We start from the raw sequence: 22,559 nt of genomic DNA, 5'->3' as shown, positions 1-22,559 counted from the left end.
TTAGCGACTTTGCGGGCGCCATTATGCGTCAGTTTTGTGACACTTTTATGAAAAAAAGCGGCTGTTATAGGCAGTAAGCATAGCGATTATTTCCCGGCGCAAAGAAAAATCATCCGGTTGTCATCATCATTGCGCCGGGACAGCCGCCGCCGCGGCCTTTATAATCATCGCCATTACCTTTGCATCCGGGAGTGTCATGCGCCTGATCCACACCTCTGACTGGCACCTTGGCCAGTACTTTTTCACCAAAAGCCGTGCCGCCGAGCACCAGGCTTTTCTGAACTGGCTGATCGAGCAGATCGAGCAGCAGCAGGTGGATGCGCTGATCGTCGCCGGGGATCTGTTCGATACCGGCTCGCCGCCCAGCTACGCCCGCGAGCTGTACAACCGCTTCGTGGTGGAGCTGCAGCGCACCGGCTGCCAGCTGGTGGTGCTGGGCGGCAACCACGATTCGGTAGCGACGCTGAACGAATCGCGGGAACTGCTCTCCTGCCTGAATACCACGGTGATCGCGAGCGCGCAGGGCTCCCTTGAGCAGCAGATCGTGGTGCTGAACCGGCGCGACGGCCAGCCGGGCGCGGTGCTGTGCGCCATTCCTTTTCTGCGGCCGCGCGATCTGCTCACCAGCCGTGCCGGCGAATCCGGCGCGCAAAAACAGCAGGCGCTGCAGGAAGCCATCGCCGAACATTACCAGGCGCTGTATCAGGCGGCCTGCGAACGCCGCGATCGGCTGGGCCTGCCGCTGCCGATCGTCGCCACTGGCCACCTGACCACCGTCGGCGTCACCACCTCCGACTCGGTGCGCGACATCTATATCGGCACCCTCGACGCCTTCCCGGCGCAGGCCTTCCCGCCCGCCGACTATATCGCGCTGGGCCACATTCACCGCGCGCAGAACGTCGCCAAATCAGAGCATATTCGCTATAGCGGCTCACCGATTCCGCTCAGCTTCGATGAACTGGGCAAAGCCAAAAGCGTCTTCCTGGTCGATTTCGCCGGCGGCGCCCTGCAGCAGGTAGAAGCGTTAACGATCCCGCAGTTCCAGCCCATGCAGCTGATCAAAGGCGATCTGGCCGAGATCGAACGGCAGCTGCAGCAATTTGCCGACTATGCCGGCGAGCTGCCGGTGTGGCTGGATATCGAAGTGGCGACGCAGGACTACCTCAGCGATATCCAGCGCCGCATCCAGCTGATGGCGGATGAGCTGCCGGTGGAAGTGGTGCTGCTGCGGCGCAGTAAAGAGCAGCGCCGCCAGGCGATCGCGCAGCAGGATAAGGAAACGCTCAACGAACTGAGCGTCAACGAGGTGTTCGAACGGCGCCTGGCGCAGGAGGCCGACATGCCCGAAGCGCGCCAACAGCGGATGCATCAACTGTTCCGCCAGGTGGTCGAGGCGGTGCAGCACAATCCTGAGGAGACCCAACCATGAAGATCCTCAGCCTGCGGTTAAAAAACCTCAACTCGCTGCAGGGCGAGTGGAAAATTGACTTCACCGCCGAGCCGTTCGCCAGCAACGGCCTGTTCGCCATTACCGGCCCGACCGGCGCGGGCAAAACCACCCTGCTGGACGCCATCTGCCTGGCGCTGTACCACCAGACGCCGCGTCTCAACGTCACGCCGAGCCAGAATGAACTGATGACCCGCCACACCGCCGAATCGCTGGCTGAGGTCGAATTCGAGGTCAAGGGCGTCGGCTATCGCGCCTTCTGGAGCCAGCGCCGCGCCAAAAACGCGCCGGATGGCAATCTGCAGGCACCGAAGGTGGAACTGGCGCGGCGCGAGGACGGCAAGATCCTGGCGGACAAGGTGCGCGACAAGCTGGAGATCACCGCCGCCATCACCGGGCTGGACTTCGGCCGCTTCACCAAATCGATGATGCTGTCTCAGGGGCAGTTCGCCGCGTTCCTCAACGCCGACGCCAACGATCGCGCCGAACTGTTGGAAGAGCTGACCGGCACCGAAATCTACGGGCGGTTGTCCGAACAGGTGTTCGAATCGCACAAGCAGGCCAAAACCGACCTGGATGGGTTGCACCAGCGCGCCAGCGGCATCGAGCTGCTGAACGATGAACAGCGCCACTCCCTGACTGAACAGCTGACGGCGCTGAGCGCGCAGGAAAGCGCCCTCGGTAAGCAAACTCAGCAACAGCAACAGGCGCTGAGCTGGCTGCAGCAATGGCAACGCCTCCAGCAACAGCAAAACGAGGGTCAACGGCGGCTGGAAACCGCCCAGCGCGAGCAGACGGAGGCCGCCCCGCAGCTGCAGCGGCTGGCGCTCAGCGAACCGGCCGAGAAATTGCGGCCGCTGCGCGGTGAACGCGATCGCTGCCGCGCCGAGCTGCAGACGATACAACAGCAGGCAGCCCAGCTGACGCAGCAACAGGAACAGCACTCGGCGCAGCTGGCGCCACTGCAGCAGGCGGTGGAAAAGGCCCGTCTGGCGCAGCAAGCCCATGCCGAGTATATGCGGCAGCAGCAACAGCTGATCGATGACCAGGTCGCCCCGCTCGACCACCAAATAGCCCAACTGCAGTCGACGCAGGCCGAGCGGCGACAGGCCGGCGATGCTGCCGCGCAGCAGTGTGCCAAACAGAAAACCACGCTGGAGCAGCTCACCGCCGAGCGCAGCCAGCTGACGGCGCAGGCCGCACAGCATCAGCAGCGGTTGAACGCGCTGACCGAAGCGCTGGCCGTTCAGCAGCAACAGCAGCAGGCGCTGGCGGCGCAAACGCCGCTGGCCCCGCTGCGCCAGCGCCTGAGCGCTCTGGCGGATCTTCGCCCGACGCGCCAGCAGTTATTTACGCTCGCCTCTTTATCGCAACAAGTTGTTAAACGGCTGGAACAGCAGCGGCAAGAGCTAAACATCGGTCAAAATGAACTGACCCAGTTGGAGCCACAGTTAGAGCTCATCCGTCAGCAATTTAAGCAGCAGAAAGCCCACCAGGCCGATGTTGAAAAAACCTATGCGCTGGAACAACGGATCGTGGGTCTGGAAGCCGAGCGCGCCCGTTTGCAACCCGGCGCCCCCTGCCCGCTGTGCGGCTCATGCGATCACCCGGCGGTAGAACAATACCAAGAGGTAAAACTGTCAGAAACTGCGCAACGTCTGGAGCAAATGAAAGTCCAGACCGAAGCATTGCAAAAACAAGGCGTCGAGCTGCGAGCCCGTTACGACAACCTGCAACAGCAATTGCAACGCCAACAGCAGGCTATCGCGCAGGATGAGCAGCAGTTGGCTGCCCAACAGCAGCAGTGGCAGCAGCTCAGCGCGCCGCTGGCATTCGACTTTACGTTGGCCGAGGGCGAGCGCCTCAGCGCCTGGCTGAGCGGCTGCGACGACGAAGAGCGGCGCGGGCAGCACGCGCTGCAGCAGCATGAACAGGCGGCGCAGGCGGTACAGCAGGCAAAAGACGCGCTCGCCGCTCTGCAAACGCAGCAGCAGCAGGCGCAGCAACGGCTGGCGCTGCTCGAAGAGCGCTTTACGCTGCTGCAGAAAACCCATGCTGACAGCCTGCAACAGCAGCAAGACCTACAACAACGCTGGCAAGAAGGCGAGAAGACCCTCGCCGAACGGCGCGCGCAGCGGCTGGCGCTGTTCGGCGAACAGCAGGTCGCCGAGGTGCGCGAACAGCTGCGCGCCAAACAAACCGCCTGTGAGCAGGCCAGCTTGCAGGCCGCCGAGCAGTGGCAAAAAGCGCAGGAACTGCGCGAGCGCCTGGCCGGCCAGCAGGCCGGATTGCAACAACAGCACACCCAAATGCAGGAACGGCTGCAGCAGGCGCAGCAGCTGTGGCAGCAGGCGCTGGCCGACAGCGAATTCGCCGATGAAACCGCCTTCGCCGCTGCGCTGCTGGACGACGCCCTGCGCCGCGAATTGCAGCAGCGCAAAGAGCAACTGCAACAGCGGCAGGTGGAGGCCGCCGCCCTGCTGACGCAGGCGACGCAAACGCTGGAGCAGCATCGGCAAAGCCGCCCAGAAGGGGTGGATGAAGCCAACGCGGATCTCGACGCACTCACCCAATCGCTGGCCGAGCTGGCACAGCAGTTGAAAACGTTGCAGCTGCGCCAGGGTGAACTGCGCAACCAGTTGGAAAGCGACGCCGCCCGCCGCCTCAATCAACAGGCGCTGTTCGAGCAAATCGCCCGCAGCCAGCAAGACTACGACGACTGGAGCTACCTCAACCAGCTGATCGGCTCGAAAGAAGGCGACAAGTTCCGCCGCTTCGCTCAGGGGCTGACGCTCGATCATCTGGTTTATCTGGCCAACCAGCAACTCGGCCGGCTGCACGGGCGCTACCTGCTGCAGCGCAAAACCAGCGACGCGCTGGAGCTGCAGGTGGTGGACACCTGGCAGGCCGACGCGCTGCGCGATACCCGCACCCTGTCCGGCGGCGAGAGCTTCCTGGTCAGCCTGGCGCTGGCGCTGGCGTTGTCCGATCTGGTCAGCCACAAAACCAGCATCGACTCGCTGTTCCTCGACGAAGGCTTCGGCACGCTGGACGCCGAAACCCTCGATACCGCGCTGGACGCGCTGGACAGCCTGAACGCCTCCGGCAAAACCATTGGCGTGATCAGCCACGTCGAGGCGATGAAAGAGCGTATTCCGGTGCAGATCAAGGTGAAAAAGGTCAACGGACTCGGCGTCAGCCGGCTGGAGGCGCACTTCAGGCTGGAGTGATCCCGCGGCGCGCGGCGCAGAAGTGTGACCGCGGCGGCACTCCGCGGTGAAAAGCGTTGAGCCGCGGCGAACACGGGTTATTATGCAGGCATAACAGGATTGTTACTGTATCCCCTCCGCCGCTCAGGCCGCAGGACAGAAACATAAAATACAGGCAAAACCTGACGCCCGGGATCGCTTCCGGGCGTCAGGTTTTTTCGTTTTCAGGATGCTGAAACACCGGGAAAGACCATGAAAATCGCTAAAATACTCAATAATAACGTGGTGATTACGCTGGACGACCGTCAGGAAGAGACGGTGGTAATGGGAAAAGGAATCGGCTTTAAAAAGAAGCCCGGCGACACGCTGGACGAAAGCCTGATCGAAAAGGTGTTCACCCATAACGGCGGTGAAATCGCCGAGCGCTATAAAGAGCTGCTCTCCGAGATCCCGTTGGCCTGCGTCACCACCGCCGACCGGATTATTACCCTCGCCCGCGAACGGCTGCCGGGCAAGTTGCATAACATCGTCTACATCACGCTGACCGACCACATCCATTTCGCTCTGCAGCGCCACGCGGAAGGATTGGATATCAAAAATGCGTTGCTGTGGGAGATTAAAAAGCTCTATCAGGCCGAGTTCGCCGTCGGGCTGGAGGCGCTGGCCTTGATCGCCGAGCGGCTGAATACCGCGCTGCCGGAAGACGAGGCCGGATTTATCGCCTTGCACCTGGTCAACGCCCAGCTTAACGACGAGATGCACAACACGCTGCACATCACCCGCGTGATGCAAGAGATCCTCAACCTGGTCAAATACCACTTCCGCTTTGATTACAACGAGGAAGCCCTGAGCTACCACCGTTTCGTCACCCATTTGAAATTCTTTGCCCAGCGCCTGCTGGGGAAAAACTACGTCGACAGCGACGACGACTCGCTGTATCAGGTGGTGAAAGAGAAATACCGTGAGTCATTCGCCTGCGCCGGCAAAATCAACCGCCACATCGAAAAGCACTATCAGCATCAGCTCACCACGGAAGAGATGATGTTCCTGACCATTCATATCGAACGGGTGCGCAGCGAAAGCGAGGAAAAACCGGCTTAACGGCGGGCGTCCGCCACCCGCACGCCGTACTGCGGAAACACCGCGTCGGCGGAGATCAGCGTCAGCCCCTCGGCCTGCGCCTGTGCGATCAGCATGCGATCGAAAGGATCCTGATGATAGGGCGGTAGTTGCCCGGCCTGTTGGCAATGAAAGGCGTCCATCGGCAGCGACAGAAAATCTTCGGCCTCGATGATCGCAAAGATGTCTTCCGGCAGCGCCAGCTTGCCCAGCGCCTGCTTGATCGAGATCTCCCAAATGCTGGCCGCGCTGACGTATACCGCATTGCCCGGATCGGCGATCTGCCTTTTGGCGTTCGCGCCCAGGCAGGCGTCATCAATCAGCCACCACAGCAACGCGTGGGTATCCAGCAGCAGGCGCTTCATGCATCGCCCTCAAACAGCGCCGCAATGGCCGCATCCCCCGCGTTGAAATCCGCCGGCACGGTAAACTTGCCCTTGGCGGCGCCGGGCCGGCGCGCTTCGCCCTGGATGGCGACCAGCTGTACGTACGGCTTCCCTGCTTTTGCAATAATCACGGTTTCTCCCTCCGCGGCTCTGTCCGCCAGCTGGCTCAGATTGGATTTGGCTTCGTGCATATTGGCCTGAATCGGCATACGCGTCCTCCTTAGCTAAGTTAGCTAAAGCATAAAGCGCCGTCCAGTTTTTGTACAGGGAATGGTTTAAAGCGCGAGCAGCCTCGCGCTTTGCTGCAACGCTTAGCGCTGCTGTTGCGGCCATAACCAGGCCGCGCCGCGTACGCCGCTGGAGTCGCCGTGCACCGCCTTGCGGATCGGCGTTTCACACTCGCCGCCGAACACCCAATCTTTCACCCGCTGCGGCACCGTGCGGTACAGGCGATCCACGTTGCTCATGCCGCCGCCGAGCACCACCACGTCCGGATCCAGAATGTTGATCACGTGCGCCAACGCTTTCGCCAGCCGCATTTCGTAGCGCACGATCGCCTGCTCCGCCAGCGCATCGCCCCGCTCGCTCAGAGCCATGATTTCGTGCCCTTGCAGCGCGTTGCCGCCCAGGCGCGCATAGTCGGTGGCGAAACCGGTGCCGGAAATAAAGGTTTCGATGCAGCCCGGTTTGCCGCAGTAGCACGGCACTTCGCGGGCGTAGCGCAGCTCATCGTCATCCTGCCACGGCAGCGGATTGTGGCCCCACTCGCCGGCGATGCCGTTGCCGCCGGAATGCGCCTGCCCATTCAGCGCCACGCCGGCGCCGCAGCCGGTGCCGACAATGACCGCAAACACGGTTTGCGCGCCGGCGCCTGCGCCGTCGGTGGCTTCCGACACCGCCAGGCAGTTGGCGTCGTTGGCGATACGCACCTCGCGCGCCAACAGCGCTGAGAGATCCTTGTCCAGCGGTTGGCCGTTGAGCCATACCGAGTTGGCGTTTTTCACCCGCCCGGTAAACGGCGACAGCGTGCCGGGAATGCCGATCCCGACCGATCCCCGCTCGCCGGTATGATCTTCCGCCAGTTTCACCAGCCCGGCGATCGCCGCCAGGGTTTGCCCATAGTCATGGCGCGGCGTGGCGATGCGATGGCGAAACAGCTCCCGGCCGTCGTCCGCCAACGCAATCACTTCAATTTTTGTCCCGCCCAAATCGATGCCAATGCGCATGTATTTTTCTCCTCGATGCCGCGCAGCGTTGCCACAGCCTAATGTAAGTACGCGGATGAATCACCTGTTTCCCTCTCCCCCGCCCGGCCTTTTCCGCTGCGGTCGGCGACGCAATTCGGAGAGAATGGGGCGATTTTTCAGCGTCAATTCGTTATCATGCCGCCCTGCTTTTGACGAATCAGCGTGCCGAGCGCACGCCCAGCCAGGGATAACATTATGCTGTGGTTTAAGAATTTGATGGTTTACCGTTTGAGCCGCGAAGTGGCGTTAAACGCGGATGAAATGGAAAAACAACTCAGCGCGTTCGCCTTCACGCCGTGCGGTAGCCAGGACATGGCCAAGACCGGCTGGGTCTCCCCGATGGGCTCGCACAGCGATGCGCTGACGCACGCGGTCAACGGCCAAATCGTCATCTGCGCGCGCAAGGAAGAGAAAATCCTGCCGTCGCCGGTCATCAAGCAAGAGCTGCAGGCCAAAATTGAGCGCCTGGAGGCGGAACAACATCGCAAACTGAAGAAAACCGAGAAAGACGCGCTGAAGGACGAAGTGCTGCACAGCCTGCTGCCGCGCGCCTTCAGCCGCTTCAACCAAACCTTCATGTGGATCGACACCGTCAACGATCTGATCATGGTCGATGCCGCCAGCGCCAAACGCGCCGAAGATACGCTGGCGCTGCTGCGCAAAAGCCTCGGCTCGCTGCCGGTGGTGCCGCTGACCATGGAAAGCCCGATCGAACTGACGCTGACCGAATGGGTGCGTTCCGGCGAGATGCCGGCTGGTTTCGCCATTCAGGATGAAGCGGAACTGAAAGCGATTCTGGAAGAAGGCGGCGTGATCCGCTGCAAGAAACAGAATCTGATCAGCGACGAAATCGCGGTGCATATCGAAGCCGGCAAGCTGGTGACCAAGCTGGCGGTGGATTGGCAGGAGCGCATTCAGCTGATGCTGTCGGACGACGGCTCGCTCAAGCGCCTGAAATTCGCCGACACGCTGCGCGAGCAGAACGACGATATCGATCGCGATGACTTCGCCCAGCGCTTTGACGCCGACTTTATCCTGATGACCAGCGAGCTGGCGGCGTTGATCAAAAACACCATCGAAGCGCTCGGCGGCGAAGCCCAGCGTTAATCCCGCCGCAGAAATGACCAGGGCCCAGCATCCGCTGAGCCCTGCGTTTCCCTAACGAACAAAATTTATTTGCTCAGGTAGCGGCACAGATAGGCGGTCGCGTCGGCCACCTGCAGGTTGAACTCGCTGTGCCCCGGCACGAAGAACTTCTCACCCGGCGTAAACACCTGCCAGTCCGGCGCCCCCGGCAGCAGCACTTTCAGCGCCCCGGTGATCACCGTCATTTCTTCCGGCTGCGCGGTGGAGAAGGTGTATTCCCCCTCTTCCATCACGCCCACGCTGGTAAGACCGATGCTGCTACTGTCAAAACCGATAGACTTCACTTTTCCGGCAAAATACTCATTCACTTTCAGCATAGACTGGCACCCGCGTAATCATCTTGATGGAAAATCCATATTGGGGGATTGCGGTTGATCTGTCACTGGTTTTTCGCGCGAAATGCGATCGCGGCGCAGAGGAAAACGCCGCCGGGCCTCTCTACGGCAGTCAGGGCTGCTGAAACCCGGGGATACCCGCGAGCGCAAAGCGCCCGAGGCCGCGCCGGGCGGTGATTTATGGCTATTTGAATCAGCCGATTAACTCTGCGGCCAGCTTGGCGACCAGAACGTTCGACAGCAGCACCGGCACCGACAGACGCGCCTGCAAAAAAGCGCGGTGGCGCTGGTGATAACCGATGCAATCGAGCACCACCACCTCCGCCCCCTGCCGCAGCAGTGCGCAAGCCGCCTGCTCCAGCGCGGCGTCATCCGCCAGATAAGGACTGGCGACGGCATAGCTCGGCGGCGTCGCCAGCTGCCGCCATTTGCGCGCCTGCTGCCCAACCTGTTCCGCCACCGGCACCACGATGCCGACGCGGTGTTCGCCGACGATCGCGGAGATCAACGGCGGGATGATGCGATCCGGCTCCAGCAACAGCGCCTGCTCCGCCTGCAATCGGCCGAATTCGCCGGTGCACAGCAGCAGGATCACCTGGCATCCCGCCGCCTCCAGCTCGCGGATCTTCTGCTGCAACCCGCTTTCGACGCGAGCGGCACAGAGCGTCACCTGCGTGCCGTCCAACAGGCGCGACACCAGCAGCTTATCGCCCCGTTGCGGCGCATAACGCTCGGCGATCTGCCCGGCATCCAGGCCGTCCAGCAAACCGACGTGCCTCACCCGCTCCGCCGGCAGATAAGCGGACAGCAGCGGCATGATATCGCTGCGCGGCGCCTGACCGATGGTCAGCGTGGCGAATGAAGCCGTCATGGGGCTATCTCCTTTTTTGCAGGTGACTCAGACTGCCGTACAGCGCCAGCAGCTGGCCATATTCGGCGGCATCGTAGAACCGGCAGGTGCCGCGGCCGAATTCTTTGGCGACTTCCACCGCGAATTTGACCGCCAGCGCGATATCCGTTTCGTGGCTGGCGCCGGTGCCGCAGCCCGGCACCACCGATTCGCTGCAGATCGCCACGCCGACCACCGGCGCCGCAGTAGCGGTCGAGGGCTGCAGGATGCTGTTGAGGTGATGCACGCCGTTGCCGTAAGGGGTGATGTCCTGCGTGGTGATCGGGAAGGTCACCGCCGGGCGGCCGCTGGTCATCTCCATGATGCGCAGCAGATCTTCCGCCACCCGCAGGATGTAGCCCTCTTTCACCGTCGGCGATAGCGCATAGCCTTTGTGGTTGATGATGCGGTTGCCTTTGGTGGTGTCGATCGACAGGATGGCGTCAGCCTCCGGCACCACTTCATTATCGTTCATCGTCACGTCATCGATCGGCGAATCCATAAAATCGACCGGATCGTGCGGCCGGGTCGGTGCGTTCGGGCAAATATGGGTGGTGACGATCACATCCCCCGGCAGCGTGTCGCCCTTGCGCTGCATCTCCGCCAGCTTCAGCGCGGCGGCAATGGCGGCGATCGCGCCGTCGCCGTCGGACACCAGCCCGATACGCGTCGGCCGCGCGCCGATGCCGCCCAGGCGGCCGATAATGCCCAGCGTCGGCGCCGCACCGCCAGCGAATTTGCCTGCGCTGCCGGGGATCTCGATGCGCACGAAATCGGTGCCGCCCTTCGGCCCCTCGGCGCGCAGGGTGCTGGCGCGGATCGCCGGGTAAGGCGCAAACAGATCGACGACGTCCTGGCCGCTGACGAATGCGCTATCAATCAATTCAAAAACCTGCAGCGTTTGTTGCAAACTCATGGTCGTTTTACCTCACCAATGTCATCGGTAGGGGCTATTTGCCCTTGCTGGAAAAAATCGAGCTGAAGAAGTTGTAGAGCGCGTCGCCGGCGATAAACCCGGCCGCCATGATCTCCATCGGCGTGCGGCCGCGATCGCCCCAACGGCGCAGGATCGCCACGCGCAACGCGATGCCCACCAGCACCGCCCACCCAGCCAAGGCGTTGTTGATCAGCAGGCCGGTTGCCAGCAGCACGCCGAGCTGGCGCTTGGGGCCGCCGATCAGCTGCACCACGGCGCCGGGGATCGCCCAGATCAAAAGGCTCCAGGCGATGCCCGGCTGCGCACCGGCCTCGATGGTCTTGGCGTAAACGCGCGCGACCGGCGGGATCAGGTCCTGCAGGAAATAGCTGTGGTAAGAGAGGTAAACCACCGGAATGGCGATGAGGAAGGCGATCAGCGCCGCAAACAGCTGAATGCGGCGCCCCAGCAGTTCCTGCCGCAGATCCTCGCCGTAGCCGCGCAGGATGAAGCCGGCTTTCAAGTCAAAGCCCATGTCGGCGAAGGCCGGCCCGGTAGCGGCGGTAAAGCCGGTCAGGATGCACAGCGCCAGCGGTGGGAAACCGATCAGGATACCGACGATCAGGGTGATCAACGCCACCGCGAACGCCGGAAACCAGCCGGAGTGCATGGCGGCGATACCGACGATCAGCTCATGAACGAAAGCGGCGAACGCCGCGTAAATCACGAACAGCGCCAGCATCGGCAGCGACATCTCGCTAAACAGCCCGCCGACCAGAGCCAAAAACGCGGCGATGGCGATGTAGCCGACCGCCCCCAGGCCGAGCGCTTTGCTTACCGCGCTGTCCGGTTGGGTATAACCGGCGCTATCGGCGCGGCGGCTGCGGATCACCTGCGCGACCTGGATCAGCGCCACCAGGCCGGCGCCGACCATCACGCCGTGCGGAATAAAATGGGCATTGATATCGAAACCGGCCACCGGCTCGGCGTAGGCCCGCAGCAATAGCCCGACGCCGAACATGCTCAGCGCCCAGATATTGCCGATAAAGGCGGTGCCGAAGGCCGCCATGGGGATCTTGAGCATTGATCCGGCGATGCCCACCCCTACGCCCACCACCAAAAGCCAGGCCTGCTTGCCGCCGCGATCGCCGGCTTTAATCGCCTCCGCGGCGGCGACGCCCGGCGGCCAGGCATTGGCGGCGGGGAACACTTTGGTATCGAACAGGCGATAAAGCAGATAGGCGTCGAGCAGCATCGCCGCCGCCACGCCGCAGAACATCGGCAGAATAAGCTGCGGTTGCCCCATCACGTAAGGCACCGCAATCGGCATCAGCAGGCAGTTCGCCGCGCCGAAGGTGGCTGAGGAGATCACCGTCTGCGCCAGGTTCTGGGTGTGCACCGAGCGGTAGCGTTGAAACATTTGCAGCGGAATGCGCGCCAGCAGCATGGCGATCAGCGCACCGATGATCGAGGTGTTGGGCGTCACGCCCAGCGTGGTGATCAGCTGAACGCCGATGATCGCCCCCACCACCGAAAGCAGCGCCATGACCAACAGCGTGCCGGCCTCTTTTAGCGGATTATTTGATTTCATGCTTGGTATCCCTGAATATTTCCTGCCGCATGCCGGAAATAACGCCCGACGATAGTTCGCCGCGGCAGTTCCATTATTTGGAACTGCCGGCGTCATAACGTGATTATTTTCTTATTTAGCCCGTCTATTTCTCACCAATAAAATACGGTGAAATATAATTAATGAGTTCCCTGGTGTCGGCGCTCGTTAATGATGATGAAACGTTATAGCTCCGGCGCGTTAGTTGATCTGCTGCCAATAATCATCGCCATATTTTTCCGCCAGTTGGCGGCTGACTGCGGTTAATTCGGCCAGAACTTCCGGTACAAACGGCTGTTCCTCGCCCTGCGAAGGGAAGGACAGACACAGCCCCACCGTCTCGCTGCCGTGCTTGTTCACCAGCGCGGTCGCCAGCGAACTGATGCCGTTCAAGGTTTCATTGCGCGCCAGCGACCAGCCCTGGCGCCTCACCTGCTGCAACTTCTGCAGCAGCGCATCCAGCGTTTGCGGCGCATTGGGCGAAGCCGCCCGGTAACCGCCGGCGTAACGCGCCCGAACCTGCTCGTCGCTTTCACGCGCCAGTATCGCCCGGCCGACCGAGGTTTCCGCCGCCGGTGAACGGTAGCCCGCCGGGGTGACCACCTGCAAAAAGTGGCGGCCGGGGAACATGCGCATCACCATGATCTCCTGCCCCTCCAGCACCGAGAGGTAGCCGGTACACGCCGTCTGGCGGCACAGCTGCGCCATGCTGGCCGCCAGGTTGTCCACCAGCGGCATCGACAGATAGTGGCTGGATGCCGCCAGCAACAGCGCGCCGATGCGGTAACGCCGGCTATCGGGATCGCGCTCCAGCATGCCCTGATTTTCCATGCTCTGCAGCAGGCGCGATACCGTGCTTTTCGGCAGCGCCAATTGATCCACCACGTCGCTGAATGCAATGCCCGGTTGGCCATGCATCACGCGTTGTTGAGAAAAGAGTTTTAATACCGCAGCGGCATTTTCCAGCGTTGTCATGATGCGCCTTGTTCCACTATATGGAACTCAGTTCCTGTTTTATAATTAAAAACTAAAACCCGAACTCCGCAGCGTCAAGCTGTTTATTTTTTGTCAGCCGCAAAATAAAAGACATTCGTGCTTTTTAAATGAAAATATCGCGCAGAACGCCAACTCCGCCGCGCCAAATAAAATAACGATACGCTTTGAAAATAATGAATAGCAGGACAAGCTGCTGAAAAATGATTTTATCAGGGAGAGATATTGTCGCGGCTCAAAAACTTGCGCCGCGCAAACTGAAATCGATCGGCAACGTCAATTCCACCGTGCCGTTAACGTAGGCGTCCGCCGGCGGCGTAGGCAACGGCGAAGCGCGCTTGACCAGCGCCTGGATTTCGCGATCCAGCGACGGCAACCCGGCGCTGCTGACCAGCGTCACTGCCAACACATGGCCCTGCCTGTCCAGGGTGAAACGCACCTGCCCGACGCCCTGGCGCTTCAGCCGCAAGGCGTCTTTGGGATAACGCTTAAAGCGATTAAGGCGGCCGTTGATGCGGCTGCGCCAGCTATCTTCCCCCACCTGTGCATAGGGCGTCAGGCGGGTTTGCGGCGCGGCCGCTTTATCCGCCCGGCCCGGCGGCGGCGCGCCGACGCTTTGCTCCTGAATTCTCGGCGGCGCGATCGTTTTCTCCTGCGGTGGCGTGCGCGGCAGGGGGATTTTCTTCACCGGCTTGGGCGATTTTTTCTGCTTCGGCGCTACGGCGATGTTCGGCCGTACGGCTTCAGGCACCTTCACCGTCGGCAAGGGTTCCTGCGGCGCTGGCGGTTCAACCTGAGGCGGCGGCGTCCTTTGCCCCGGCGGTTGTTTTACCTCGGCCGGAGCCTGCGGTGCGGCGGCCATCACCACCATGACCGCCGGCGGCGGCACCCACGGCGGCTCGGCCTTGTCTCGCCAGGGCCAGAGCAGCGCCGCGGCCAGCAGGTGCAGCGCCAGCACCAGCACCAGGCAACGGCGCCAGGGCATGGCATCGCCGGGCGCGGCGAAAGGCAGCGGCGAAACCGACATGCTCACTCTTCCGTCAGCGCCAGATGAAGGCGATCGGTCAGCGGTTTGAACAGGTAGTTCATCATCGAACGCTCGCCGGTGCGGATGAACCCTTCGACCGGCATCCCCGGGCGGATTTCCAACCCGTTCAACCGCTGCAGACCCGCTTCGCTGACCTTGGCGCGCACGCTGTAATAGGGCGCACCGCTTTTCTCATCGGTCAGGCGATCGGCACCGACCAGCGTCACCTCGCCCTCGACGCGCGGCGTGGTGCTTTGGTTAAACGCCGAGAACAACAGCTCGACCGGCAAGCCCACCTGCACCTTGTCGATCAGTTCGACCGGAATACGCGCCTCCACCTGCAGCCCCCGATCGCTGGGCACGATCTCCATCAGCTGCTGACCGGCGCCGATCACGCCGCCTTCGGTGAACACGCTCAGCCCCACCACGGTGCCCGCCACCGGCGCTTTCACCTGCGTATGGCCCAGATCGGCCTCCGCCTTGGCCAGGCGGTTATCCAGCTCGTCCAGCTTCATCCGCACCTCGGCCAGTTGGCTGCTGACCTCTTTTTGATACTCTTCCCGCCGCTGGATCGCCCGCAGCTTCAGCTCCAGGATCTGGCGCCCCAGGCGGCCGATATTGCCGGTGTCTTCGGACGCCTGGCCGTCGATCTGCGCATACTGCCCTTCCAGATCCAGCAGCCGATTGCGCGCTACATACCCTTGCGCCGCCAGCTTGCGCATGCCGCTCAGCTGCTCCTGCAACATGGCCTTTTGCCGCTGCTTGCTGGCGTAAGACTGCCGGATCCCTTCCAGCATCGCCTGCGATCCGGCGATGCTCTCCGCGATCGCCGCCAGCTCGCTCTGCAACGCCGCGCGGCGGCTGGTGAAAAGCTGCTGTTGCAGCAGCATCAACGACATCACCTCCGGCTCCTCCCGCCGCGCCTGCAGCAATGCCGGGAAAGCGATCGCCTGCAGGCCGTCGCGCTCGGCCTGCAGCCGCGCCCGCTGCGCGGCGTTGCTCAACTGCTGGCTGCGCAGCGCATCGCGCTGGGTGCGGCTGTCGACGGTATCCATCAGCAGCAGCACCTGCCCGGCGCTGACCCGGTCGCCCTCATGCACCTGAATTTGCGACACCACGCCGCCGCTCGGGTGCTGTACCGCCTTGCGGTTGCCGGCCACCACCACGCTGCCGGAGACCGGCACGCCCTTATCCAGCGGCGCCAACAGCCCCCACAGCAGGAAACCGCCAAACCCCAACAGCACCAGCCAACCACCGAGCCGCAGGTGGCGCCCTTCGTCGAACTGCCGGGAAAGCGCGTCGATATCGCCGGGGATCACACTCTGATTGCTCATACTTTTCGTTCACCGCTGGCCGTTTTGGCAAAATTGGCGTAGTTGACGTTGAAACCGCCGCCGCTGCTGCGGCCGGCGTTGGCCGGTACGGTCGCGGGCGTAAAACCAGGCAGTTTTTTCAGGATGGCGTCGCTGGGGCCGAAGTGCTGCACCTGGCCGGCGGCCAGCACCAGCAATCTGTCGGTCGTCGCCAGGATCGCCGGTTTGTGGGTCACCAACACGATGGTGGTGCCGCGCTTTTTCAGCGCTTCGATCGCCCGCTGCAGCGCCTCTTCCCCTTCGCGATCGAGGTTGGCGTTCGGTTCGTCCAATACCACCAACGCCGGAGAACCATACAGCGCGCGCGCCAGCGCCACCCGCTGACGCTGGCCGCCGGACAGGCCGCTGCCGCCCTCGCCCAGCTCGGTTTCATACCCTTTGGGCAAATGCAGGATCAGTTGGTGCACGCCGGCCAGCGCGGCGGCGGCCACCACCTTCTCGGCGTCAACCTGGCCAAAGCGGGCGATATTTTCCGTCAGGGTGCCGGCGAACAGCTGGATATCCTGCGGCAAGTAGCCGATATGCGGCCCCAGTTGCTGTTTGTCCCACTGCCGAAGATCCGCACCGTCCAGCCGCACGTCGCCGCTGAGCGGCGTCAGCGCGCCGACCAGTTGGCGCATCAGCAGCGTTTTGCCGGAGCCGGACGCGCCAATGACGCCCAGCACCTCCCCGGCCTCCAGACGAAAACTGACGCCGTGCAACACCGGCGCGCTCCCGCCCGGCGCGCTGGCGGCCAGCTGATTTACGGTCAATGTGCCATTGGGCGCAGGCAGCGGCAGGCTCGCCGCCTGCGGCGGGTTGGCGGCCAGCATCACCTCCAGCCGCTGCAGGGACTGGCGCGCCGACGACCACTGCTTCCAGGCGCCGATCAGCTGATCGATCGGCCCCAGCACCCTGCCGATCAGGATCGATCCGGCGATCATCATGCCCGGCGTAATGTCGCCGTTGACCGCCAGCAGCGCGCCGCAGCCCAACATCAGCGACTGCAGCGCCAGCCGCACGGTTTTCGACCAGGCGGTGACGGCGGCGATTTTCTCGCTGGCGCGGTTCTGCAACAGCAGGAACTGCTGATGCTGCCGCAGCCAGCGCAGGCGCAAATCGGTCAGCATCCCCATGGCGGCAATGGCCTCCGCATTGCGCAGGTTGCCGTTGGCCTGCTGCGTGGCGCTCAGCGCGACCCGGCCGGCCTCCGCGAGCGGCGCCTGCGACACCCGCTGGTTGAGCCAGGCCAGCAGCACCAGCACGATCACCCCGGCGCTGGCCAACGCGCCAAGCCAGGGGTGGAGCAGAAAAACCACCAGCAGATAAACCGGGAACCAGGGGGCATCGAAAAAGGCGAACAGCGCATTGCCGGTGGCGAACTGGCGCAGGTTGGTCAGATCGTTCAGCGCCTGCCCCGCCAGCGGGTTGCCGGTTTTCAGGTTGGTTTCGAAGGCGGCGTCGTAGACCCGCTGATTCAAGCGCATATCCATCTGGGCGCCGAGGCGGATCACCACCTGGCTGCGCACCCACTCCAGCAGCCCCATAAACAGGTAAAGGCCGACCACCATCAGGGTCAGCATCGCCAGCGTCATGCGGTTGCCCGACGGCAACACGCGATCGTAGACCTGCAGCATGTACAGCGCCGGTGCCAGCATCAGCAGGTTGATCACCGCGGTAAACAGCGCGATGCCCCAAAATCCGCGCCGGTATGCGGCCAGCACGCTCATCACTTCTCCGCGCCTGACGGCGTTTTTCATGGCGTTTTCCATCGGCTAAAAACGAGAAAATGCCCGCCGGGGCGCGCGGCGCCGGCGGGCAAACGGCCGCGATCAGGCCGCCAGCAGTTCCGGGCTGTCGGCGTGCTGCACGCCCACCGCCGTCGCCGCCGCCACCTGATCGAAGGTGGAATTGACGCTCAGGCCGTAGTCGTCGAGGATGCCGTTCAGCGCGGTTTCCAGCGCGCCGGTATCGCCGGACATCAGGCCGTACACCACCTGGTGCACCACGCCATCGTGGCCCTGCGCCTGCAGGCTGCTGAGGTTCAGGCCGCCGAAGCTGACGTCAGGCACCTGAATGCTGTACGGTGATGTATCGCCACCGCTCAAACCGTCGCCGAACGACAGGGAATCCAACTGGCCGTACAGGGTATGCGCCGGTTCATTGAACAGCGTGTAGGTCAGGTTGCCACCCGCCACGACCGACGTGACATGGTTGTCCGTACTGGTCACGGCGTATTGGCTACCGGACAACCGGCCGCCGTAGAGGCCACCGCTGTTTGAGCCTTCGACGACATTGCCGTTGGTATGGTTGATATCACCGAATGTCGAAGCCCATTGGCCCAGATAGTCATGAATGCTGTAACCGCCAAAGCTGCTGTCATAGTTAACTGAAAATGCCATTTCTCTATCTCCATTGATGAACGGCGCCCCTTGCGAGGCAGCCCTTGTGCTCAAGGATGAGCAACGCCCTTTTACTGCTTAAAAACGGTATTCCACCCCGCCCTGCACGGTGCGGCCGCGCCCCAGGGTATTGGCCAGCGTCTCCCCATAGCTGACGACGTAGGCGCGGTTGGTCAGGTTCTCCACCGAGCCGCGCAGCGTCAGGCTGTCGGTCAGCTTGTAGCTGGCGTACAGATCGAACAGGGTGTACTTCGGCCAGTCGGCCAGGTACGGATAGTTGGATGGCACCGAGCTGTCCTGATAGCCCGGCGCAAAGCGCACGGTCACCCCGGCGTCCAGCTTGCGATCGAAGGCGCGGCCGCCCAGCGTCACCGAGCCGCGATCGCCCGGCAGGTAGGCGGCGGAGCCGAACTGCGTCCCCCCGTCACACGTGACGAAGTCATTGGAAGCGGCATCCGGCTCAACATAGAAGTTGCCGCGGCGCGATCCGTCGCCGTAGCGCAGACGCCCTCCCAACCAGGCCTTGTTCGAGCAGAACTCGTTTTTGCCGATCATGTGGGTGTAGGTCAGGTCGGCGTAGAACACCCCGGCGTCATAGTTGAGCTGGTACTCCAGCCCGCGGAAGCGGGTTTTAGACAGGTTGTTGACGTAAGCGGCATTGCCGATGCTCGGCTGCACCAGCCCCGGTTTATTGCGGTCTATCGCCAAGTTGATGTAGTTATCCACTTTGGTGTCGAAGTAGGCCACCTTGGCCACCAACCGATCGCCCTCAAACCACAGATCCGGCTGCTGCACGTTGAACCCGACTTCCCAGGCGCGCGAGCGCTCGGGCTGCAGGAACGGGTTGGGGTATTGCGTGGAAGAACTGTGTGCGCTGCCGTTAGTCAGCGTTTCGGTGATCGCCGGCGGCCGCCAGGATTTGCCGTAGGTGGTATACAGCTCAAGCCACTCCACGCCGGGGCGCACCGCCACCGCCAGCGTCGGCGACAGCTTGCCCTGATCGCGATCCACGTCCCAATCTTCGCGGGTAGTGGTTGAACAGCCGGTCAGACGCAACGCTTTGCAAGGATTGTCAATCGTGTAGCGTTGCCCATCCTTGGCCAAATCCGGATAGCTCAGGCCGGTCTGGCCGCGCAGGCGATAGCGGTCGTAACGCAGCCCGCCCTCCAGCGTCAGCCAGCCGTCGTAGTCGTAGGTCAGGTTGGCGAACAGGCTGCCGACCGAACGGTTGCCGGCCGGCGTCACCCCTTCCATACCCTCACGGGAAGAGTCGCTGGTCGCTTTGTCGTAATAGAACTCCAGCCCGTAGTTGGCGCGGAAGTCATGCCCCGGCGCCAGGCTGAAACGCGAGGTGTTTTGCGCCTGCGCGCCATAGGTGCGCAGGCGGGTGCGCGTCGCGTAGCCGTTGTCCAGCAGCGAGCTGGTGCTGTAGGTGTCGCTGTCGTCCTGAGTATCGACGTAATACAGCTTGGCCTGAAAATCGAGCCAGTCGACGCCTTCCGGTGCCAGGCTGTAGTCGAACGCCGCGTTGCGCGCCATCACGTCGCTGTAACCGGTGCGCTTCCAGCCCAACTCATAGGGCGGGCGGGTGCCCAGGTTGGTCAACGTGCCGGCGATCGGCGACGCGGTCTGGGTCTGCAGATAGCTCAGCTGCAGGCGCTGGTTGGCGGGCAGATTCCAACCCACCTTGGCCAGCCGCGAGTGCATGCGGTAATTAGTGTCGGGGATTTTGTTGTTCTTGATGCTCTCGGCGTAGCGATCGTAATTGCCGGTGTCGTTATTGATGCGAATGTTGCCGATGTCGCCCTTGTTGCCGGGCCAATAGTCGCCGAGGTGGCGTTCGCTGGCGGCCAGCAGGATATCGCCGGTTTCGTTGCCCAATGCCAGTATGCCGCTGCCGATGAAGTGGGTGCCGTTATCGCCGGTGCTGGCGTGCAGCTTGCCGCCCAGCTCTTTGCCCGGCGCCAGGAAATCGCTCGCGCTGACGGTATTGAAGGTGGCGATGCCGCCGAGCGTGCCGGCGCTGCCCATACCGCCGGTGGTGCCCTTGTCGATGGTTACGCCGGACAGCAGTTCGGAATCGATGTACATGGTGCCGTTACGCTGGCCATGGCCGCTCTTTTGAAAATTCTGCCGCATGCCGTCGATGTTCATGTTCACCCGGCCGTAGTCTTGTATGCCGCGGATGTTGACCGACAGCGCCGGATCTTGCTGGCTGACGCTGGAATAGGCCCCCGTCGTCTGCTCCAGAATATCGGCCGCGTGTCGCGCCGGGCGGTTGTCCATCTGTTCGCGGCTGATGACGCTGACCGAGCGCGGTTCGTCGTAAACCCAATCGTTGGCGTTGATGCCGCCGGCGCCCAGCACCGTCAGGCTATCCAGCGCCAGCGCGCCGCCGTCGCCGTTCGCCGTCGGCAGCCGGCTCAATACGATCTGCCCCTGCGGCTGCAGGCGGAAAGCCACCGGATTGCCGCCGATCAAGCGCCGCAGGCCCTGTTCAACGCTCATGCTGCCGGTCAGCGCCGCCGCCTGCATGCCGTCGAGCTTCACCTCGTCGAAAAATACCTGCATGCCGGCCTGCTCGGCGAAGCGCAACATGGCGCTTTGCAGCGGCTGCGCCGCAACGTTGAAATGCTTTTGCTGTACAGCCTGCGCGCCGTTCGCCTCAGCCTGGGCAGCGAGCGCCACAGCCGGCTGAGTCAACATCATCGCCGCCAGCGCGGCGCGTACCGCCGTGGCCAATCGGCCGGCCGGCGTGGTTCCCTTGTGAATAAACATGCGTGTGTGTTCCACCCGAAAGAATGCCAAACCAAGTGATAATGGAAATCAATCTCGTTTAAACATAAGGACGTTCCGGGAGGCAAAAACCCGTAAAGATTTTTTACAGAAAGTGAAAATAGCGGCGAAACGGGCATCCCGGCCCGCCTGCGCCGCTCAGTAAAGCAGCGTGATGCCAGGGAGATTCAGTTGGCGGGCGGAGAGTTCCTGACGAATGGCGCCGACGCCGTCGTCGAGTTTATTGAGTGCAAACACGCCGCTCACCGTGCGCGCTCTTAGCGCGGGATTGACCGCCACGATGCGGGTCGCGCGATAGCGGTTGAGCTGCGCGAGCGCCTGCGGCAGCGGTTGGCGGTCGATCACCAGCCAGCCGCGCCGCCAGGCGTCATCGCCGGCCGTTTGCCGCGTCAGCTGCAGCTGCCCGTTGCGGTAATGCGCCGCCTGGCGTTGCGCGACCACCAACGAGCGCTCGCCGCGCTCAAGCGTCACCCGCACGCTGTGCTGATGCACGCTGATGTCCACGCCCTGTTCGGTGCGCGCCACGCTGAACTCGGTGCCCAGCGCCTGGGTGACACCGTTTTCCGCCTCCACCCTGAATGGGCGGCTTTCCGCCCCACCTAACGGCGCGACGATAAAATAGGCGGCGCCGCTCAGCAGCCGCACCTTGCGTTCGCCTGCGGAATACGCCAGTGCGATCGCGCTGCCGCTGTCCAGCGCCACCCGGCTGCCGTCCGGCAATGCCACTTCGCGCACCTCGCCGCGAACGGTTTGATAATCCGCCTGCATGCCGATCCACAGATCCGGCCCGCGATAAACGCCGAAGGAAACGGCGATCGCCACCGCCGCCGCCACCGCCCAGCGGGGCCATCGATGGCGAGATGGCGTTTTCAGCGCCGCCACCTGCGGTTGTAACGCCTGCCGCTGCTCTGGCGGCAGCTGCCCCAGCGTCGTCCACAGCAGGCGAGCCTGACGCAGCGCCGCCGGATGCTGCGGATCGGCGGCCAGCCAGGCGTCCAGCGCTCGCCGCCGATCGGCCGGCAGCGCCCCTTCGGCCAGGCTCACGGCCCAGGCGGCCGCCTGCTGTCGCGCCTGTGCGGTTAGCGGTTTCATAATGGCATAGACCTCTGTTTTTTCTGGTTATAGGTTAAGACGTCTGAGCGCGGATAAACCCGTAAAAAAATTGCCATTATTGTTCTTCCATCCGCGCCATCAGCCGCTCGAGCGCGCTGGCCAAGTGTTTTTCCACCGTGCTGAGCGACACGCCCAGCTGCGCCGCCACCTGCGCCTGGGTCAGGCCATCGAGCCGGTTAAGGCGGAAAATCTGCTGCGTGCGCGGCGGCATGTCCGCCAGCGCCTGTTGCAACAGCTGCAGCAATTGGCTATCGATCGCCAGTTGTTCAAGCGCCGGTTCACCGGAGGGATACTGCGCCAGAATGTCGTCTTCGACCGCTTCGGTCTGCCGCCGCTGCTGCTGGCGCAGATGGTCGAGCATCAGGTTTTTGGCGGTTTTGTACAGGTAGGCCTCGATATCGAGAATATTACCCTGCGGATACTGCTCGGTCAGGCGGGTAAAACTTTCCTGCGCCAAGTCCGCAGCCAGCTGAGGGTCGCGCAGTTTGGCGTTCAAATAGGCTTGCAGCGGCCGCATATGGCGCAGAAACAGCGCCTGCAACTCGGAATTGGACATCTCTTTTCCCAGAAGTG

19 protein-coding genes are annotated in these 22,559 nt (G+C 62.8%); 4 read left to right on the top strand and 15 right to left on the bottom strand.

The annotated features are described in order from the left end of the window. Positions 1-196: 196 nt before the first annotated feature. The 3 genes from sbcD (at position 197) to licT (ending at position 5,757) form a co-directional block, all read left to right on the top strand. A complete protein-coding gene (sbcD, locus tag ACJ8PI_RS00575; protein ID WP_103773713.1) occupies positions 197-1,429 on the top strand; it encodes an exonuclease subunit SbcD in 1,233 nt (410 codons plus the stop codon). Further along, entirely contained in the window at positions 1,426-4,677 is a 3,252-nt protein-coding gene (gene sbcC / locus ACJ8PI_RS00570) for an exonuclease subunit SbcC (protein ID WP_164098782.1), read from the top strand. The genes sbcD and sbcC overlap by 4 nt, the downstream gene beginning before the upstream one ends. Before the next feature lie 231 nt (positions 4,678-4,908). Next, positions 4,909-5,757 (top strand): BglG family transcription antiterminator LicT, encoded by an 849-nt coding sequence (licT, locus tag ACJ8PI_RS00565; protein ID WP_041033609.1) that lies wholly within the window; start codon positions 4,909-4,911, stop codon positions 5,755-5,757. On the opposite strand, the gene ACJ8PI_RS00560 is transcribed toward licT, so the two are convergent. The 3 genes from ACJ8PI_RS00560 to mak form a co-directional block, all read right to left on the bottom strand. Beyond that, entirely contained in the window at positions 5,754-6,140 is a 387-nt protein-coding gene (locus ACJ8PI_RS00560; protein ID WP_019454226.1) for a type II toxin-antitoxin system VapC family toxin, read from the bottom strand. The genes licT and ACJ8PI_RS00560 overlap by 4 nt on opposite strands. Further along, positions 6,137-6,370 carry a type II toxin-antitoxin system Phd/YefM family antitoxin gene (locus tag ACJ8PI_RS00555; protein ID WP_033637280.1) on the bottom strand — a complete coding sequence of 78 codons (234 nt, stop codon included), beginning with the start codon at positions 6,368-6,370 and terminating at the stop codon, positions 6,137-6,139. Before ACJ8PI_RS00555 ends, ACJ8PI_RS00560 begins: the two co-directional genes overlap by 4 nt. 102 nt (positions 6,371-6,472) lie before the next feature. Beyond that, on the bottom strand, positions 6,473-7,387 hold the full coding sequence (mak, locus tag ACJ8PI_RS00550; RefSeq protein WP_033653287.1) for a fructokinase: 915 nt from the start codon (positions 7,385-7,387) through the stop codon (positions 6,473-6,475). 216 nt (positions 7,388-7,603) lie between these two features. Between mak and rdgC the strand changes: the two genes are divergently transcribed. After that, positions 7,604-8,515 carry a recombination-associated protein RdgC gene (gene rdgC, locus ACJ8PI_RS00545; protein WP_004940461.1) on the top strand — a complete coding sequence of 304 codons (912 nt, stop codon included), beginning with the start codon at positions 7,604-7,606 and terminating at the stop codon, positions 8,513-8,515. Positions 8,516-8,580: 65 nt separating this feature from the next. On the opposite strand, the gene ppnP is transcribed toward rdgC, so the two are convergent. From ppnP to ACJ8PI_RS00485, 12 genes are all read right to left on the bottom strand, one after another. Continuing rightward, complete coding sequence (gene ppnP / locus ACJ8PI_RS00540; RefSeq protein WP_004940463.1) at positions 8,581-8,871, bottom strand: pyrimidine/purine nucleoside phosphorylase; 291 nt, start codon at positions 8,869-8,871, stop codon at positions 8,581-8,583. A gap of 211 nt (positions 8,872-9,082) precedes the next feature. Then, positions 9,083-9,760, bottom strand: coding sequence for an AroM family protein (locus ACJ8PI_RS00535; RefSeq protein ID WP_039567007.1), 678 nt, complete (start codon positions 9,758-9,760; stop codon positions 9,083-9,085). A gap of 4 nt (positions 9,761-9,764) precedes the next feature. Next, positions 9,765-10,694, bottom strand: coding sequence for a DUF1177 domain-containing protein (locus ACJ8PI_RS00530; RefSeq protein WP_033647333.1), 930 nt, complete (start codon positions 10,692-10,694; stop codon positions 9,765-9,767). Positions 10,695-10,728: 34 nt separating this feature from the next. Further along, on the bottom strand, positions 10,729-12,285 hold the full coding sequence (locus ACJ8PI_RS00525) for an OPT/YSL family transporter (protein ID WP_060420419.1): 1,557 nt from the start codon (positions 12,283-12,285) through the stop codon (positions 10,729-10,731). Positions 12,286-12,504: 219 nt separating this feature from the next. Beyond that, complete coding sequence (locus tag ACJ8PI_RS00520) at positions 12,505-13,278, bottom strand: IclR family transcriptional regulator (RefSeq protein WP_033647338.1); 774 nt, start codon at positions 13,276-13,278, stop codon at positions 12,505-12,507. Between the two features lie 253 nt (positions 13,279-13,531). Next, the gene (locus ACJ8PI_RS00515; RefSeq protein WP_164134447.1) at positions 13,532-14,323 is read right to left on the bottom strand and encodes an energy transducer TonB; all 792 of its coding nucleotides are present in this window, start codon (positions 14,321-14,323) and stop codon (positions 13,532-13,534) included. Positions 14,324-14,325: 2 nt separating this feature from the next. Next, positions 14,326-15,657 (bottom strand): HlyD family type I secretion periplasmic adaptor subunit, encoded by a 1,332-nt coding sequence (locus ACJ8PI_RS00510; protein ID WP_033647342.1) that lies wholly within the window; start codon positions 15,655-15,657, stop codon positions 14,326-14,328. Beyond that, positions 15,654-17,435, bottom strand: coding sequence for a type I secretion system permease/ATPase (locus tag ACJ8PI_RS00505; RefSeq protein ID WP_164134448.1), 1,782 nt, complete (start codon positions 17,433-17,435; stop codon positions 15,654-15,656). Before ACJ8PI_RS00505 ends, ACJ8PI_RS00510 begins: the two co-directional genes overlap by 4 nt. A 72-nt stretch (positions 17,436-17,507) precedes the next feature. After that, positions 17,508-18,077, bottom strand: a complete 570-nt coding sequence (locus ACJ8PI_RS00500) for a heme acquisition protein HasA (protein ID WP_164134449.1) — start codon at positions 18,075-18,077, stop codon at positions 17,508-17,510. A gap of 78 nt (positions 18,078-18,155) precedes the next feature. After that, the gene (locus tag ACJ8PI_RS00495; RefSeq protein ID WP_060426292.1) at positions 18,156-20,855 is read right to left on the bottom strand and encodes a TonB-dependent receptor; all 2,700 of its coding nucleotides are present in this window, start codon (positions 20,853-20,855) and stop codon (positions 18,156-18,158) included. A 156-nt stretch (positions 20,856-21,011) separates the two neighbouring features. Then, complete coding sequence (locus ACJ8PI_RS00490) at positions 21,012-21,965, bottom strand: FecR family protein (protein WP_164134450.1); 954 nt, start codon at positions 21,963-21,965, stop codon at positions 21,012-21,014. Positions 21,966-22,041: 76 nt separating this feature from the next. Then, on the bottom strand, positions 22,042-22,542 hold the full coding sequence (locus tag ACJ8PI_RS00485) for an RNA polymerase sigma factor (protein WP_021504701.1): 501 nt from the start codon (positions 22,540-22,542) through the stop codon (positions 22,042-22,044). Positions 22,543-22,559: the final 17 nt, after the last annotated feature.

The sequence above is a fragment of the Serratia sp. CY82433 genome, from assembly GCF_052166535.1.
GTDB classification, from domain to species: Bacteria; Pseudomonadota; Gammaproteobacteria; order Enterobacterales; family Enterobacteriaceae; genus Serratia; species Serratia sarumanii.
The sequence above is the reverse complement of the archived record's forward strand: the minus strand, read 5'-3'. Positions and strand labels throughout refer to the sequence as shown.

Coding starts and splice junctions, on each gene's coding strand:
- ACJ8PI_RS00485 (WP_021504701.1), bottom strand. CDS start 22,542: ATGTCCAATTCCGAGTTGCAGGCGCTGTTTCTGCGCCATATGCGGCCG.
- rdgC (WP_004940461.1), top strand. CDS start 7,604: ATGCTGTGGTTTAAGAATTTGATGGTTTACCGTTTGAGCCGCGAAGTG.
- ACJ8PI_RS00525 (WP_060420419.1), bottom strand. CDS start 12,285: ATGAAATCAAATAATCCGCTAAAAGAGGCCGGCACGCTGTTGGTCATG.
- licT (WP_041033609.1), top strand. CDS start 4,909: ATGAAAATCGCTAAAATACTCAATAATAACGTGGTGATTACGCTGGAC.
- ACJ8PI_RS00490 (WP_164134450.1), bottom strand. CDS start 21,965: ATGAAACCGCTAACCGCACAGGCGCGACAGCAGGCGGCCGCCTGGGCC.
- ACJ8PI_RS00530 (WP_033647333.1), bottom strand. CDS start 10,694: ATGAGTTTGCAACAAACGCTGCAGGTTTTTGAATTGATTGATAGCGCA.
- ACJ8PI_RS00505 (WP_164134448.1), bottom strand. CDS start 17,435: ATGAAAAACGCCGTCAGGCGCGGAGAAGTGATGAGCGTGCTGGCCGCA.
- ACJ8PI_RS00515 (WP_164134447.1), bottom strand. CDS start 14,323: ATGTCGGTTTCGCCGCTGCCTTTCGCCGCGCCCGGCGATGCCATGCCC.
- ACJ8PI_RS00555 (WP_033637280.1), bottom strand. CDS start 6,370: ATGCCGATTCAGGCCAATATGCACGAAGCCAAATCCAATCTGAGCCAG.
- sbcC (WP_164098782.1), top strand. CDS start 1,426: ATGAAGATCCTCAGCCTGCGGTTAAAAAACCTCAACTCGCTGCAGGGC.
- ACJ8PI_RS00500 (WP_164134449.1), bottom strand. CDS start 18,077: ATGGCATTTTCAGTTAACTATGACAGCAGCTTTGGCGGTTACAGCATT.
- ACJ8PI_RS00510 (WP_033647342.1), bottom strand. CDS start 15,657: ATGAGCAATCAGAGTGTGATCCCCGGCGATATCGACGCGCTTTCCCGG.
- ACJ8PI_RS00560 (WP_019454226.1), bottom strand. CDS start 6,140: ATGAAGCGCCTGCTGCTGGATACCCACGCGTTGCTGTGGTGGCTGATT.
- ACJ8PI_RS00535 (WP_039567007.1), bottom strand. CDS start 9,760: ATGACGGCTTCATTCGCCACGCTGACCATCGGTCAGGCGCCGCGCAGC.
- ACJ8PI_RS00495 (WP_060426292.1), bottom strand. CDS start 20,855: ATGTTTATTCACAAGGGAACCACGCCGGCCGGCCGATTGGCCACGGCG.
- ppnP (WP_004940463.1), bottom strand. CDS start 8,871: ATGCTGAAAGTGAATGAGTATTTTGCCGGAAAAGTGAAGTCTATCGGT.
- ACJ8PI_RS00520 (WP_033647338.1), bottom strand. CDS start 13,278: ATGACAACGCTGGAAAATGCCGCTGCGGTATTAAAACTCTTTTCTCAA.
- sbcD (WP_103773713.1), top strand. CDS start 197: ATGCGCCTGATCCACACCTCTGACTGGCACCTTGGCCAGTACTTTTTC.
- mak (WP_033653287.1), bottom strand. CDS start 7,387: ATGCGCATTGGCATCGATTTGGGCGGGACAAAAATTGAAGTGATTGCG.